The organism is Aeromonas enterica, assembly GCF_054052465.1.
In genome coordinates this window covers 1-15,240 of sequence record NZ_JBSTYL010000031.1, presented here as the reverse complement: position 1 = coordinate 15,240, position 15,240 = coordinate 1, and the positions used below count along the sequence as shown (strand labels likewise).

Below are 15,240 nucleotides of genomic sequence, written 5' to 3'. Positions count from 1 at the left end.
CGTTCGGAGGGGTGGCAGAGCGGCTGAATGCACCGGTCTTGAAAACCGGCGATGGGCGACCATCCGTGGGTTCAAATCCCACCTCCTCCGCCATATATATAGCCCAACTGATTGATTCGGTTGGGATTTTTTGTTTCTACAATTTTTGGTATGCCACTGGGTATGCCATTTGATGTCGGCTGGCATGCTATCTCGCTGAACAGCTTTGGACACATTTGTGGGCTGGTTTTCCTCGTTTAGTCTAATGCATTTAGAGAGGGCCAATAGCCCTCTCTCACACACAGCTTTATGACATTGGCCTAATTTACATCAAGAACAGACCACTCAGCCAAGAGCACATTTGTACAAATGTGCTATATGAGCGGCGCTAGCCTCTCTTGGATTACCTGCGCACAGGGGTCCGCCAATGCTTTGTTGATCCAGCCATCGATATCACTCTCCTTAATTCCCAGCAGACCGAACCAGGCAGGGATCCCAACTCTGGCAGAGAGTGCCTTGATGGCATCAATGGCAGTGTTTCGCCATTTCATACCTCCGGCTTGGCTTCAAAGTGATGAGTCACAACGCCAGCCTCTGGGTCGATACTGATAAACGCTGGGGCCTGCGGGTGGTACTGGTAGAGCCGCGCCAGTTCGGCACGAAACGCCTCGACGTTTGGTGCAATCACATGGTGGGTATCCCCCTCGGCGTAGGTAAAGATCTCCAGCTTCTCGGTGTGAATCCATATCCCGAAATACCAGGCGTCCTCCTCGGTATCGTATTGCCGCCAGCCTTGAGCCAGCAGTGTCCGATCGTAGTAGTAGCGGTCTGTCTGATGGCTACCTCGGCCGATGCGGCAACCTGTCACCGTGAGCTCGAACGAGATACGTCCCGCCAGGTGTGCTTTCTTGACCCGACGCAGCAGCTTTTGGGCCTTGGCTCTGCTACGGCCATTACCGAGCGGGTACGGCTGTCTGGCCCGCACTGCGAGGTGGGTCATTATCTTCGGCGCGATGTCGTGGTTGAGCTGACCGATAGCAGCGGTAATCTGCTTAGGTGTCAGGGCTTTGTAATCACGCAGGTCGTGCACGGCGGGGTTCCTTCAAATGCAAACAGCCCCTCGGGTGTGAGGGGCTGCATGGGGCTGTGGTTCAGTGATGTGCGGGAATGTGAAGACGGGGAGATTCAGGTATGGCTGCTCCAATCCGGCGCGTCATTGCTGCCGTGGTTGACGTAGGCCCCGACGATGACCCGTTGCCACTCCCCTATCGGCTGACCGGCTGCATTGCGGGGACAGCGGAATTGGGCAAAGTTAATTTCACGCGGCAGGTGTTCGCACATCTCGCGAGGGCTGACAAAGAGCTTCGTCTTGTGCAACACCGGGTTGGGGCGTACCAGCGGGCCTCCGATACGCCGTCCCTCGACATCGTGGGCATAGGTAAAGCCCGGCAGCATCAACTGTTGGTTGATGAGCTTGACGAGCCCCGAATGGGCGCGCAGGACCTCGGCCACGGCGGCTTTGCTCAAGCTGTCATTGCATTCAATCATGGTATTGCTCCATGGATGGTAGAAGGACGGAGTTATTACATCTCTCCCCAGGGGGCGTGTTCCCAGAGCTGCAACCGGGTGAGTACGTCTTGTGCCAAGGCCTGCTGCAGTTGCTGTATCAGTTTCACCAACCGGGGAGCACGCTCTGGGCCCCCGCTCCATTCACTGGACTGGTACAGGGCGCAGCAGGTGAATTTATACAGGGCCACCAATTCTGCATCGGTGAGTGGTGCCTGGTGGTAATGGTGGACAGGTTTGAGCGGGCTCAGTTTGGCTGAGCGGTGCGGGCGTGACTCCTCACTATCCTTCTGACGCCCCAGCTGATAGCGATGCCAGACCGCCCGACGATTGGCGAGCATCATCAACCGAACCAGCTGGTCTACCCGCCACGTCCAGGTTCTGGTCGTGTCTGCAGGCGACGCCCACCAAAGGGAGCGCAGCAATTCAAGGGTGTAATGGGGTGGCAGCGGGGCATTGCAAAAGCGGTGCAACTGCACGGCAAAGGCGAGGTACTCCTCGCGGTCAATCATAAAGGCTGACATGTTGGGGGATTCCTTGAAATGAAAAAGGCCACCTGCAGTGAGGTGGCCTTCATTGAGTTGGATGGATTATCGGGATCTGTCGGTGGCGGTAGATGGTCCGAGTTGAGGGACAGAAGGGGTTGAGTTGAATGAACTCGGTTTAGAGGTAACGACTACTCGTGGTACAACACAAGGCGCAGACCGAGGCCCGCCTCGTGCTCTTGCGAGGTGCTATCCGACAAGCATCCCTCGTTCAGCCAGCGATACCACGCCCTCTGCGCCGACCACCAGATGGTCGAGCAACCGGACATCAACTAGTGCCAACGCCTCTTTGAGGGCTTGGGTAAATACTCGGTCACAGTGGCTCGGCTCCGGGTCACCGCTGGGGTGATTGTGCACCACGATGATGGCCCCGCAGTTGAGTTGCAGAGCCCGTTTGACCACTTCCCGTGGATAGATGTTGGCGCTGCCCAAAGTGCCGCGAAACAGCTCCTCAAAAGCCAGTACGCGATGTTGGGAGTCCAAAAACAGTGCCCCAACCAGCGCTCGCCCTGGCGAGTTGGCCGTAGCTTGGCTTTGGCCGCGACCAGCCCCAGCCACTGGCGTGAGTAGTGGGAGAGCGGCAGTTCGTTCGTCATCACACGCCCCCTAATCTGCGCTGACCGTAACGGTGAAGTACGCCATCCGGCAGTAGGCAACAAAGTTGCTCTGCCACAGAGTGAATAACTCATGAGCTTCGGCTTGCTGCATCGGGCCCCATCCTTTCAAATAGTGCTCGTCATCCAGGAAGTTGAAGTCGAGCGCCTTGCAGAGCTCGGCATCCTGGCCGATCCCCTGGTAGCTGAAGTCGGTGACGTAATCAAACAGCCAGCCATCAAGACCGCGTATCAGGCGTATCTCGACCGGGTGAGCACCACCCTGTTGAGCGCTGTAGCCGGGATTGCGGAAATTGAAAGTAAGTTGGGTCAGGTGCTCAAGATTGAGCTCGTTTTTTGCTACTTCCTGATTGAGCAGCGTCAGCAGGGCCTGGGCAACGGGCAGGACAAAGCCGCCCCGAGAGAAGTAAATGGTCATAGGTGTCTCCAGAAATGGGGGAAAATCAGCGGTCGCCGAAGAGCTCGGTCAGTTTGTGGGTAACGAGTTGGCGTACCTGTTTGTCGATGAAGGCGCTGACCGTGGCGAGTGTGGCGCTTAGCACCGCAAAGTCGTCAGCGAATCCGAATGGCAGCAAGTCCGGTACGGCGTCGATGGGGGAGACAAAGTAGACCAAAGCGCTGTAGATAAGCAGTTTGGCCCAGACCGGCAGGCCTTCCTTTTTGCTGGTGTAATAGAGCAGTAAACAGATTTCGATAAGCGGTCGTCCGACTCGTTTAGTTAACGCCAAGAGCTTGTGCCAAAAACTATCGTGGTCGAAGGGTTTATCAGGGGGGAGGCAAGGTCGCATATGATTTCCTGGTTCAGTGGATGGACAAAATGGAAATAAAAGAGGAGGCAAGTGCCTCCTCGGTGGATACGGTAGTGGGGGCCAGAACTCGGCCCATCATCTACGTGATGGATTCGGTATGGCCACGAGATGATTATTTTTTGTAAATAACGCTGAGGGTGTTATCTGCCAGATGTTTAGCTATTTCATAGTCCGGGTTGTAGGTGGCGAGATTGTGAACCGCTATGCCAGCAGCAGAGACAACCCCTGCGACTCCGGCAGGGCCACCAAGAAGGCTTGCGCCTGCGGCGGCAATGCGCCCACTGGTGTAAACCCTGCATTTTAATCCAGCAGGTTCAATGGCATTCTCAATTTTGCTGACAGCGCTGCTCATCCGCCCGGATAAACCCGTTACCTCAAATGAGAGCCTGTTGCTAATGAGCGCTGTTAATTTGTCAGTATCCAAGTCGTCGTAATGAATTTTTTCCATGTGATTTTCTTTCCTCTTCTTGCCGTGTTGGTGCTCAAATTACCCCCCATTTTTAGGGGGGGTATGGATGCTAGGATTGTGCGTCAAATTGGTATAAGGCTTCCCCTTGGTTGGTTAGCTGGCGTAGCTCCAGAATGTTGCAATTCTGGGGAACGATAAATTTGGCTGTGCCACCAAAGCCGAGCGTTAGCGGCAGTTTCTGATGCGGGGTGCTGCGGCAGTTGCCGCGATTGACGATGGCACTCTGGATGGTGATGTTGTTGTGATGGGAAACGACCTGCAGCACTTTAGCGGGCAGATTGACCCAGACCTCTTCAAGGCGCCAACTGACATCAAATGCTGACGAAGGGAGTGCGGTTGTCACTGGTGCGGGAGGAGGGGTAGGGGCGGCGGCAGGTGTTGGCTCTTCGCTTTCATCCCACATCAGACAACCAAATTCAGCCGCCTTGGTTGAGGGCAGGATAGCGGCAACATCCTGCGTCGGTAACGTGAGCTGTTGTTTATCCGCTGTCTCGACAGCGATACTTTTTGCACCGCGCAGCTTATCCCATAGGTCATAAAAGTTCTGCTCTCCTACGTTGGACTCGGTCAGGTATGGGGTGTCATAGCGCTGCCCATCGACGATAAGGGCAAAGGCATGCTTGTCGTCGGGGTCATAGATGTGCTGTTCAGGGACATACTCTTTCCCTTGGATCGTCACCATCATGAAGACTTTCTTGGCATCACCACAGCCAATATATAGAGAGTTCTGTTCATCGACCGTCGCCATGTATTCGGTCACGCCTTGGCCCCATCCCGTGCTCCAGCGACCGGGCTCACCAACAGCGCATGCCGTGGTGCTTATCAGCAGTAATGGGGCGATTAAGTAACGTTTCATTATTCCTCCTTAAAGTAAAAATTGCTTAGTCTGCTCCAAACGGGTGATGGCATGGAGAGGATGTGAAAATGGGTAGACACATAAAAGAGCACAGGGCGCACAGGTTGGCGGAGTTTGCGTATTGACCTCTCATTAAGTCCGTTAACAACTCCTTAGGTTGTAACTCTACCCTCTGAGTCCTTCATGTCAATGCGTCTTCCTTCGACCATATGAGTCGAATGGAGGAGTTATGACAGACATCAACATGAAAGAGCTGGCAGTGTCAGTGGGCAAGGCGATTGCCCGTCAGCGCCAGCATTGCGGGCTGACTCAAGAAGCAGTAGCGGAACATCTGGGTATCGGCATGGAGGCCGTGTCACGCATGGAGCGCGGCATCGTGGTGCCGACCGTCGCCCGTCTTGCTGAATTAGCTCAGCGATTTGACTGCGAACTGGCTGACTTCCTGCGGGAGACGAGTCCGCGCCCGACTGAGCAAGGTATCGTTCTTAGCCAGAAACTCGCCCGATTGGACAGTGCCGACCGAGCTTTGCTTATCGAGACATTCGACCGGCTGGTTGAGCGCTTGTCCAAGCCCTGACTCAGGGAGAAGAAGGGAAGCAGTCGCAAGAACTGGCCTGATTTCGCTCTTGCTTTCATGACGGCTCCTGACGAGCAGCATAAGACGCCCCTGCCCGGATTGGCTTGCGCCAGTCCGGGTGAGGTTATTATGCGGTTTGAAGGGGGAGGGGAGATTACTGCAGCAGGGTGAGCGCCTGGCTCAACGCGTGGGTCTTGAGCTGGGCTCCTTGACCGAACCAGGCGGAATCGAGCCGATGATCTTGACTGCGAGCGCGACGGTGATGGTCAATATATTCGGTAACCGCATTGACCAGCCCCCAGGCGGTATTGCGGGAACTGACAAGCTCTGATCCCATGCCTGCGCCTTGATAGAGTTCATGTAGCCGTTGTACCGGCCTGGTGAAGATGATGCTCTCATCGTCCTGCGGCTGTGCCAGTAAGTTGCTGAAAAAACGCAATGCCTCTTCGGGGGCTACAGGCCGTTGTGCCAGTGCCTTGGTTTGCTCCTTGAATTCATCCCAATGGGAGAGTCCCAGCCCAAGCGACTCTTTGACGACAGCGGCATCGAACTGGGTGGAGTGAGGCACTTTGATGGCACCGGTACTGCCGCGCAGTGCCATCTGCAAAGTGTTGTTGCACACCACCCGCAGAGAGGTGAATTGTGCCGTGGTGCAGAGCGTCCCATCGCAACTGCTGGCGAGTAGCAGATAGGACTTCACGATGTCACCGCCCCTGAGTGTGAGGTTCTGGCCGGTCTTGGCCAGGGCCCACAGCTTGCGGCCTCCCTTGAGCGAGCCTGCGGTCTCGAGCTCAAAACCACCGGCTTCCACCAGGTCTTGATAGAAATGCAGCACCTCGTGGGGCTGTACCACGTTGTAGCGCTGAGATACCACCGACAGGGGGGCGAGGGTATCGGAGCGATAAAGCACCTTGCTGTCGCTGTAGGGGCGAATATGCAGCGCATCGGAGGCGATATTAAACATGACGTCGCTCTGCTCAATGGTTCAATCCATCCCAGCAGCTTTAAGCCAGATATCCAAAGATTGATGCGGTGGTAATAAATTACCGAGGTCATGCCAAGGGGTTTGGCCGGTGTAGGCCATGGTATCAATCAGGTGAGCCATAAATCCTCCAGGAATAGTGAAACGCAGGGTTCAGCCCGCTAACTCATGGAGGTGATATAGGTGTAAAATATGGTTGAAATGGATTCCAAACAGAGAGTGGAGCGCATGGTGATATTAATGCGCCCAGTCTAACTACGTCAAGAGTGAATTAGATATTCCGCAATCCAGGAAACAGAGGTGCTTCCTGGATGGCATATGGGATAATATAAGTGCCATTGGATACTCGTTTTATTTGAATGGCGTTCTGTGACTCCAGAATCGCCAGTGCGATATCAAGCTGTTCTTTTTTACGCAACTTTGAGGGGCCTTTTTGCAATAACAGCGTTTTACTGGTGACACGGAGGTTGAGGGATGAATGATAATGAGTGTGCTGTTGGATAAAGGTCAGCAATGCTTGAATAAGTGATTCTGTTATTTCATGGTAATCCACGGCTTGTTGGTACCTATTGGAATATTCCTGCATCATCTGAATTGCGGAGAAAACCAAGTCATTGTTGACGGCGTTATTCTCATTTTTTTCCAAAAATGCATGCATTACCCCGGCTAACCTCAATGTATGTTCTGTTGCGCGCTGAATGAATTGAGGGGCACGGGGTTGGTCATCCGCACTTAATTGGATGCGATAAATCTCTTTGTCATGTTCCAACCTTGCTATTTGAGCGGTGTCTTGTAGTGCTAATACTCTGCGCTCATGAAGTTGCCCACACAGAAACTGCTCATAAGCGGAGTCCAGTAGCGTGGTGATACGAGCAATAAAGTTATCAAGGTGTGGCGTCAGCACCTTATTAACAACAGGTTGCTGGATGGTCAGTGATGGTGGCACAAACGAAAATAAACAGCGTGCAAAGAAACCACTTTCTCTTGCTTGCTCACCATGAATGCGAGTGTATTTAGCAAAAACGGACGGTTGTAACATCAGGTTCATACTAAAGCGGTAGTTAGCAACTTGGCTGCGCCCCGTTGCTATTCGTTCAATGGCGAATGGCGTTGCATCCCAGAGTCCATTGTAGAAGCTGGGCACTGAAAAATCCTTGCCATTGAGGATTTTACCAGCTTCATCTGTATTAAGGCACAAGGCGCTCCATGGTGCACTCAATACATTTTGCAGCGCTGCTTGCGTGATGTCACTGACGAGTATTCGTGGTGCTGGCTCCACAATGGGCTTGTTGTCTTTGTGCAGTGTAAGTTCGGCCCCAAGTTCGGTCTCATCCTCTTTATTCTGATTGGCAATCGCTTTTTTGAGTTTGGCCTTGAGTGTCTTCAGCCGGATATCATAAATATCGATTTCATCCTCGTAGCGTCTCCTGCGCTTTTTACTATCGTCTTCCTGACGCTGTTCGAAATCCCTGAATGGCGCCATTAAGAGGCTTTCTACCGTGCTTTTTCGGGCCCCGGATTCAGCCACGGTGATGCAATAAAGTGAAAGGGGGATGGGCTTGTGGGTAAAGGGATGGAGAATATCGGTTGAGGCTTGCACGGCCACGGCCATGGCATTGAGTATGCTGTTGATGATGATGTCATCATGTGCCTGGGTGAGCAGGCGTAGCTCGGTGACGACATGTTGTAGGGGTAAAGGCAAGAAACGGCACATCTGGCTGGCTATGTGGAAAGGTGGGGATAAGGGGGGATTTTGCATCATCGGCTCCAAGTACGTCATGCACATACCACAGAGTGCGCTAATAATTAGCTGAAAAATGTGACTGGCAGGGTTAAAATCCGCATTTCTCTGTGATGGATGTCAAAAAATACATCATGGGCTACTGATATGAGAACAAACCATCACTCGATAGTTTCACCTGAGTTGAGTCCTGAGTGGGTTCTTGTCGGCGGTTGAGTTCGCCTGGCGTTATCTCTCTTCCTATCAGGAGTCTGGTATCATGAATACCCATCATAAACCTGTCCGTGTGCTTCGTCTGAAGGACATGCTGTTCAAGCTCAATATTGCACGTAGTACGCTGTATGACTGGATGAGTGAGCGTTCTCCCCGCCATGACCCCACGCTCCCCAAAAGGGTAAAGATAGGTCTCAACAGCGTAGGCTGGTTGGAGAGCGAGGTAGATAATTGGATTTTATCCCGCTTTGACGTTACGCCTGAATAACGCGATGTTGAATTGTATAACTTCAGAGTAAATCCTTTCATCAGGCGCGAGTAAATACACGGTACTGTCGGTCACTTAAATCTGACAAGTGTGGTATATACCGGATATCAAAGCTGGGGCCAATGTCGGTATATGTATTATATATGTGCATCTAATATATACATGACTAATGCATACCTAACATACACCCAATCTACATTTCCTCTATATCTACTGTTATATGCCTACAGCGCCTCATTAACTTCTATACACCTACTCTGCTGTACCCGCAGTCACATCCTATCTGGGATTGGCACTCCTGTTATACACGGTGTCTAGTCTGTTTGGCAGACTATATATCCAGAGAGAAATAAAACAATCCCCCTGGAAAACAAATGGAATATTAGTGGTCTGTAATCTATCCCTCAGTCCACTAATCAACGAAACCTTTAGATAAAGGCATGTGAATCAGCATGCCCAAGCAGGACTGTATTATGGAGATTATGCATTGTAATCATCTGGCAAACTGGGAGTTTAATAACTTAATGGCAGAGGCTCAACGCCTCTATGGTGAAATATCTCCCTATTACTTGGAAAGGTGTTTGGGGGTGGTACAGGGAGCTGTCACCAAGTTTGGCCGAATTTTTGCTCTGCGAGTAGACCTGCGTTTTGCACAAAATACGTGTGGCGGTGAATATGACATGCCCATCTGCTTTCAGCGCAGTGACCCTAAAGTGATTACTAGTTTTATAGAGGCACTGAAAAGCCAAATCAAGGCAGACCATAAACGCAAAGGAAGACCTGGTGAGCCGGCTTATCCATTGTATATTTGGGTCAGAGAACAAGTGGGTGGTGACCACTGGCATTATCATCTGGTTTTGTTTTTCAAGAAAGACGTCAATGGATTTAGAGGCGACTATAACAATTCAGATGCCGATAACATGGCTATTAGGGTGCAGAGGGCTTGGTGTAGTGCCTTGGGGCTTGTCTATCCAGATTACGCAACATTGGTCCATTTCCCACCCAATGGTAGCTATCTGTTCGACCAGAATTCAATGCACCTGAGGCCTGAGGATTTCAATCGCTTTCTGTTACGCCTTGCCTATCTCTGCAAAACCTACTCCAAGGACATTGGTGATGGTCAGCGCAATATGGGTTGCAGCCAGGTTTAGCCACTTCACTATTCAAGCGGTGTGTCGTTGTTAGTCGCGAGGATGGGAGATGAGCTTAGACAAGGCGATGGGGAGGTCAAATGGAGGCATTGTTTAAGTAATGACTTGGGTATAATATCATGCTTGATGTGATAAACCTGCTAAGTTAAGTGAAAGTATGGCTAGAAATAGCGAATCGAAAATTAATTAGGTTCAATAGGGTTTCATAGATGATGTCTAAGCGTCTTGGGGGCACCGCCAAGACGTTTCAGTGTTGGCGGGATGGGTAAGGTTAGGTCAATGCCAGGTGTGCGTTGTGATGTTGTAGGAACCCGTAAAAATAGAGCGGGAGATATTTACATGGCGATGGTAAACAAGTTGTTAGCGTCAAACGATGAACTGATGTATCGATGGTCGTGAGCGTCATCACAGATACATGAGCACCATGAGGTCAACATGGTGATATGTTCATCATGATATTCGTATTGCATCAAGTGTTGACTCAGCAATATAATGTTGCGCAACGTTATCAAAATGAAAAATAGTGTTTGGTGTTAAGACCTTGATGTATATCTAGCCAAACTATTTTTTATTGAGAGTGGGACTATTATGAGTGAATTTCTGAAAGTACTGTTGAACTTCCGCAGTCTGCGTGCGGCGTTGCGCGAGTTGTCTCTGGACCAACTCAAAGAAGCACACGAAAAAATTGAAGCTGTCTATCTTGAGCGTCTGGCGCTGGCAGAGAAAGAGCATGCAGCGCAAGCGGACTGGCTGAATTTCAAGCAATGCTCGCTGATGCAGGGATTGACCCAGCTGAGTTGGTGGGCAGCCCCCCAGCCGCAGCGACCACTACTAAATCTAAACGAGCTCCTCGTCCGCCGAAATACCGTTACGTTGATAACGGGCAAGAGCATACCTGGACCGGCCAGGGGCGCATGCAAAAATACTTGGCCCAGCAACTCGAGCAAGGTCGCCAATTGGATGACGTCCTCATCTAAATAGACAAGGCTATGCCGATAGCTGGACAAGGTCATGAACATTTTTCAAACAGATGCGGCACATTTTGACCTGGGGATCGGGTTGTTATCTGATATTTCCTTTTCTTGGGAGTACATCTATGCAACTTAATGCCTTTGCTGAATTTTTCGCTGACCTTCATGACCCGCACCAGTCGGCAAAAATTTCTTACCCCTTGTTCGATATCGTATTCCCGACGGTGTGTGCCGTCATTGGCGGTTTGGGAAGATATTGAAGACTTTGGGCTGGCTCATTGCCGCTGGTTCCAAGATAGAGGCTTGTTTCCCAACGGACTTCCTGTGCTCGACACCATTGCTAGAGTTATATACCGGTTGGCACCAGACGAATTTCAGGCGTGTTTCCTCAAATGTATGAAGGCCGTCCACAGGCGTGCCCGCAGCGAACTGATTGTCATAGATGGCAAGATTCTGCATAGTTCGTATAATCGGGAGGATCGTCAATCCACCATCCACATGCACATGATCAGCGCGTTTGCCAGTGCCAATTGCGTGGTGCTGGAATAGGTCAAGACGGATGCCAAGTCCAATAAAATCAAGGCCATCCCGGAATTATTGGCGTTGCTGGATATCCGGGGCTGTTTGGTTTTCATTGATTCTATGGGCTACCAAACCGAGAGCGCAGCCAATATTGTCGACAAGGGGGGGGGACTATCTACTGACAGTCAAAGGCAACCAAGAAACCTTCTATCGTGCAGTACGTGAGGCGATGGCGCCGCAGGCACAAGAGGGTAGCCATCAAGCCACGATAGAGTGCTCGCGGGGAGGAATAGAGCTCCGTGAATACCATGTCATGTCGGCGTGCGCGATAACCAAGCAGTTACCGGCCTGGAAAGGCTTATCTACCTTGGGGGTAGCCATCGGCTATCGATGCGACAACAATGGGCATGAATCGTTGGAGTACCGTTACTACATCAGCTCGGCGGCCCTAACCGAAGAACAATTCGCCAACGGGGTTTGCAGCCATTGGGATATTGAAAACCACCTGCATTGGATTTTGGATGTCACCATGAAAGAGGACGCCTGCCCGATCTATCGAGGGAATGCAGCTGAAATATTGGCCACAGCACGGCATATGGCACTGAACATGCTCCGAGTGGAAGAAGGAAAGCGGGCCAGCATCCGTCGTAAACAGAAGATAACCGCCATGAATAGCGACTATCTTGAGCAGGTGATTTTGGTAGGAATTATAGCGGTGAACAAAAACTGAACATTCATGTTCTTACCCTGACACCCAGAGCAAGTAGCAGTGAAAGATTGGATAACTTGCTACATATCAAAGGAATTGGTGTTCTTATGCGGTTTGATATTATTGATTTACGTTTGTTCCTGAACGTTTATAAGGCAGGAAGCATTACTGGCGGCGCGGCGCTGTCAAACCTTACCTTACAGTCAGCCAGCGAGCGTATTCGCGGTATGGAAGGGGAACTTGGTGTTCAGCTGTTCAGCCGCTCCAGAAAAGGTGTAAGGTTGTCAGATGCAGGATATTCGCTGGTTAATCATGCTAATATTGTATTGCAACAGGTCGATCATATGCGTAGTGAGCTCCATCAGTATGGAAAAGGATTGCGTGGGCATATCAACTTGTTATGTAATTCTTCGGCGCAAAATGAATTTTTACCCGGGCTGATCGGCCCATATTTACTCAGCAAACCCAATATTTCTGTTTCCGTTAAAGAGATGCTCAGTTACGACATCGTAGCTGCTGTTAAAAATCAAATGGCAAGCTTAGGTATCGTAGCTGATTCAACACAACTGAACGGGCTGGCTTCGCTCCCATTTCGTGATGATGAGCTAGTGGTGTTTGCTCCAGCAAATGGCCGCTGGTACGATGTGGAAAGTACGACATTTGAAGATATAGTGGCGACTGAATTTATCGGGTTATCCGAAGGAAGTGCGCTTCAGGAGCATATTGAAGAACACGCCAAAAATCTGGGGCATCGTCTCAACTATCGTATCCGCATGACCACATTTGATGCCGTGATGCAGGTTGTAAGTAGCGGCGTCGGGGTTGCGATTATCCCGAAGCATGCCGCTGAACGTTATCGACATTGCCATGACAGCAAAATTATCCAGCTAACAGAGCTCTGGGCTGATCGTAAACTTATCATTTGCGCTCGTGATTTTGCCGATCTTCCTGGCTATGTGAAGGAGTTTGTTGATTTTCTGGTGCAGCGTCCAACCGACCTTTATTTATCAGAAAATAGCCATATAGGTGCCCAGCACAATTAAGCCGATAAAAAAACAGCGACGAAAGGTTATTTCACTGATGATTTTTCGTAGATATTGTCCTACATACATTCCTGCGATTGCAGGAACTAAGGCCACAGTGGATAAATAAGAGTCAGCATGATCCAGTTTGCTGTCCAGTGACAAATGCATGGCCAGCGCAATAGTAGATGCAGTAAAGGCTAATCCAAGTGCCTGAACAAGAGCATTTTTATTTAACTGGAGCGATTGCAGGTAGGGCACTGCTGGGATAACAAAAACCCCTGTTGCCGCAGTAATCGCACCAGTGATATAGCCTATCAGTGGTGAAAGCCATTTCTCGGCATTGCCTGGGGATGGCAATCGAGTGGCGATAAGTCCCCAAAATCCATATATAATAAGCACGATACCCAGTGCCGCTTCAGTCCATGACGATGTAGATGTTAAACCAGGTAACACGCTGAATAGCGTGCCAATAAAAATACCCGCGATAAATCCCCATAGCCTTTTAATTAAACTAAAAAATTCAGGCCCGGTCAAAAGCTGCCATATATTTGTCACCAGCGAAGGGATTATTAAAAGTCCGGCCGCGCTGGCCGGAGGCATAATAATGGTTAATAAACCCATCGATATCGTTGGTAGCCCCAACCCAATCACGCCTTTTATAATGCCAGCCAGTAAGAAAATTAATATGATGCTAATCATGTGATTCCCCTTATTATATACACGTTGTTTTTATTTTATGGAAGATGTTATGGGGGCAAGACAGTGTATGTATATGAGTATTTTTATTAGGTTCAATCAAGAAAAAACTGATTGCTTTATTTTATGTGGTGTCAATAAGTGAGCTGTGCAGGAATAATTAATCAGGATTTTCCTTAGGTGGTAAACGTAAATAACTGAACAAAAACATTTTGTTAGCGATTAATATACATTTCTCAACAGCAGTTACCCATGGAGTCATATGCTATGAAATCGATGATAAGCCCACAGTTATCCAAGTCGTTGTCTGATGCTAATGATATGGCGCAGTGGCTACGCCAGAGTGCATCTGAACGAGATCAGACTCGCCATATCAGTACTGAGCAAGTGGATTCATATGCATCATCCGGGCTCTGGGCTGTTACGGTGCCCCGTGAATATGGCGGCCTAGGTTTGGGTTATAAGGCGCTTAGCCAGATAACGAGAATCATTGCGGCGGCTGATCCCGCAATAGCACAGATCCCGCGTAGTCATTTTCATATTATTGATCTCATTAATGCTGTGGCTACGCTTTCTCAGAAGCAGTTTTTCTTTAGCGAAATTTTGGCGGGAAAAAAATTTGCTCAGGCAGCTTCGGAAATTGGCGGTAAGAATGCATCTGACATTCAGACAACGCTGACGCAGGAACGCGGGGCATGGTGGTTAAATGGTAAGAAGTTTTATGCGACTGGGTGCATCCATGCTGACTGGGTTGGTATTGTCGCCAAAGATGATATCGGTTTATACATGCACGCCTTCGTCCCTAAAGGCACGCCGGGCATGGAAATCAAAATGGATTGGTCAGGCTTTGGTCAAAAAGTGACAGCAAGCGGAACTGTGGAATTACACAATGTTGCTGTGAGGGAAGAACATCTTATTCCTTTCAGTGAGGCGCTGCTTGATATCAAGCCGATAGGTGCTGCTTCTCAGTTGATCCACGCAGCCATTGATATCGGAATTGCGCGGGAGTCAATTGACGAGACAATAAAATATATCAGACAGAAAACCCGTCCCTGGATTGATAGCAGTGCAGATCAGGCATGTAATGACCCCTATCTTATTTCAGGGATTGGCGATCTGGAAATTCGCCATGCTGCCGCTATCGCTATGCTGGATCTGGTAGCCGGTGAACTGGATGAAACTAACATTACCACTGATGGTGATCTCGCCAAGCTTTCGGTACGAGTGGGGATGGCAAAAGTGCTAGCTAATGACATTGCTTTACTAGCCAGTAGCAAACTCTTTGAGTATGCTGGAACCAGTTCTACCCGGGATGAACTTAATCTACATCGCCACTGGCGAAATGCACGCACTCACACACTTCACGATCCAGTACGATGGAAGGTAAATGCTATTGGTCAGTATTATTTAAATAACGTTTATCCAAATAAACATAACTATATTTAGAACCACTAACTGTACAGATCTAGTTATCACCTGACACCGGCCTCAAACCGGTGTCTTGTTTACGCTACTTTAGTGCGCACTTCCTTCGGTATCAATTTCAG

The 15,240-nt window shown here is 49.9% G+C and carries 14 protein-coding genes, 1 tRNA gene and 4 pseudogenes; 8 read left to right on the top strand and 11 right to left on the bottom strand.

Translation table 11 applies throughout. From position 1 onward, the window contains the following. The first annotated feature begins 5 nt into the window (after positions 1 to 5). Positions 6 to 93: transfer RNA gene (locus ACW5XD_RS21510), tRNA-Ser, on the top strand. 433 nt (positions 94 to 526) lie between these two features. Here ACW5XD_RS21510 and ACW5XD_RS21505 read toward each other — a convergent pair. From ACW5XD_RS21505 to ACW5XD_RS21470, 8 genes and pseudogenes are all read right to left on the bottom strand, one after another. Next, positions 527 to 1,069: a hypothetical protein gene (locus tag ACW5XD_RS21505; protein WP_456496646.1), complete on the bottom strand. Its 543-nt coding sequence runs from the start codon at positions 1,067 to 1,069 to the stop codon at positions 527 to 529. 95 nt (positions 1,070 to 1,164) lie between these two features. Beyond that, positions 1,165 to 1,527, bottom strand: coding sequence for a hypothetical protein (locus ACW5XD_RS21500; protein WP_456496645.1), 363 nt, complete (start codon positions 1,525 to 1,527; stop codon positions 1,165 to 1,167). Positions 1,528 to 1,562: 35 nt separating this feature from the next. Further along, positions 1,563 to 2,069: a hypothetical protein gene (locus ACW5XD_RS21495; protein WP_456496644.1), complete on the bottom strand. Its 507-nt coding sequence runs from the start codon at positions 2,067 to 2,069 to the stop codon at positions 1,563 to 1,565. A gap of 210 nt (positions 2,070 to 2,279) precedes the next feature. Beyond that, positions 2,280 to 2,585: pseudogene (locus tag ACW5XD_RS21490) on the bottom strand (JAB domain-containing protein); the annotation flags it as partial. A 111-nt stretch (positions 2,586 to 2,696) separates the two neighbouring features. After that, positions 2,697 to 3,122, bottom strand: coding sequence for a DUF2787 domain-containing protein (locus ACW5XD_RS21485; RefSeq protein ID WP_456496643.1), 426 nt, complete (start codon positions 3,120 to 3,122; stop codon positions 2,697 to 2,699). 25 nt (positions 3,123 to 3,147) lie between these two features. Then, positions 3,148 to 3,432: a YkvA family protein gene (locus tag ACW5XD_RS21480; RefSeq protein WP_456496642.1), complete on the bottom strand. Its 285-nt coding sequence runs from the start codon at positions 3,430 to 3,432 to the stop codon at positions 3,148 to 3,150. A 193-nt stretch (positions 3,433 to 3,625) separates the two neighbouring features. After that, entirely contained in the window at positions 3,626 to 3,961 is a 336-nt protein-coding gene (locus ACW5XD_RS21475; protein WP_456496641.1) for a hypothetical protein, read from the bottom strand. A 70-nt stretch (positions 3,962 to 4,031) separates the two neighbouring features. Further along, entirely contained in the window at positions 4,032 to 4,838 is an 807-nt protein-coding gene (locus tag ACW5XD_RS21470) for a hypothetical protein (protein WP_456496640.1), read from the bottom strand. A gap of 229 nt (positions 4,839 to 5,067) precedes the next feature. Between ACW5XD_RS21470 and ACW5XD_RS21465 the strand changes: the two genes are divergently transcribed. Further along, on the top strand, positions 5,068 to 5,415 hold the full coding sequence (locus ACW5XD_RS21465; protein WP_456496639.1) for a helix-turn-helix domain-containing protein: 348 nt from the start codon (positions 5,068 to 5,070) through the stop codon (positions 5,413 to 5,415). 154 nt (positions 5,416 to 5,569) lie between these two features. On the opposite strand, the pseudogene ACW5XD_RS21460 reads toward ACW5XD_RS21465, so the two are convergent. Then, positions 5,570 to 6,520: pseudogene (locus ACW5XD_RS21460) on the bottom strand (DUF932 domain-containing protein). Positions 6,521 to 6,668: 148 nt separating this feature from the next. Next, positions 6,669 to 8,156 carry a DUF3987 domain-containing protein gene (locus ACW5XD_RS21455; RefSeq protein ID WP_456496638.1) on the bottom strand — a complete coding sequence of 496 codons (1,488 nt, stop codon included), beginning with the start codon at positions 8,154 to 8,156 and terminating at the stop codon, positions 6,669 to 6,671. Positions 8,157 to 8,397: 241 nt separating this feature from the next. Here ACW5XD_RS21455 and ACW5XD_RS21450 point away from each other — a divergent pair, with 241 nt between their 5' ends. The 5 genes and pseudogenes from ACW5XD_RS21450 to ACW5XD_RS21430 all read left to right on the top strand — a co-directional run bounded on the left by ACW5XD_RS21450 (position 8,398) and on the right by ACW5XD_RS21430 (position 13,015). Further along, positions 8,398 to 8,619 (top strand): helix-turn-helix transcriptional regulator, encoded by a 222-nt coding sequence (locus tag ACW5XD_RS21450; protein ID WP_456496637.1) that lies wholly within the window; start codon positions 8,398 to 8,400, stop codon positions 8,617 to 8,619. Positions 8,620 to 9,092: 473 nt separating this feature from the next. Continuing rightward, a complete protein-coding gene (locus tag ACW5XD_RS21445) occupies positions 9,093 to 9,770 on the top strand; it encodes an inovirus Gp2 family protein (protein WP_456496636.1) in 678 nt (225 codons plus the stop codon). A gap of 588 nt (positions 9,771 to 10,358) precedes the next feature. Next, positions 10,359 to 10,747: pseudogene (locus ACW5XD_RS21440) on the top strand (H-NS family histone-like protein). A gap of 119 nt (positions 10,748 to 10,866) precedes the next feature. Further along, positions 10,867 to 11,993: pseudogene (locus tag ACW5XD_RS21435) on the top strand (ISAs1 family transposase). Between the two features lie 56 nt (positions 11,994 to 12,049). After that, the gene (locus tag ACW5XD_RS21430; protein WP_456496635.1) at positions 12,050 to 13,015 is read left to right on the top strand and encodes a LysR family transcriptional regulator; all 966 of its coding nucleotides are present in this window, start codon (positions 12,050 to 12,052) and stop codon (positions 13,013 to 13,015) included. Here the strand turns inward: ACW5XD_RS21430 and ACW5XD_RS21425 are convergent. Next, entirely contained in the window at positions 12,980 to 13,696 is a 717-nt protein-coding gene (locus tag ACW5XD_RS21425; protein ID WP_456496634.1) for a sulfite exporter TauE/SafE family protein, read from the bottom strand. The two genes, ACW5XD_RS21430 and ACW5XD_RS21425, sit on opposite strands and share 36 nt — an antisense overlap. A 264-nt stretch (positions 13,697 to 13,960) precedes the next feature. On the opposite strand from ACW5XD_RS21425, the gene ACW5XD_RS21420 reads away from it, so the two are divergent. After that, positions 13,961 to 15,139 carry an SfnB family sulfur acquisition oxidoreductase gene (locus tag ACW5XD_RS21420; protein ID WP_456496633.1) on the top strand — a complete coding sequence of 393 codons (1,179 nt, stop codon included), beginning with the start codon at positions 13,961 to 13,963 and terminating at the stop codon, positions 15,137 to 15,139. Positions 15,140 to 15,240: the final 101 nt, after the last annotated feature.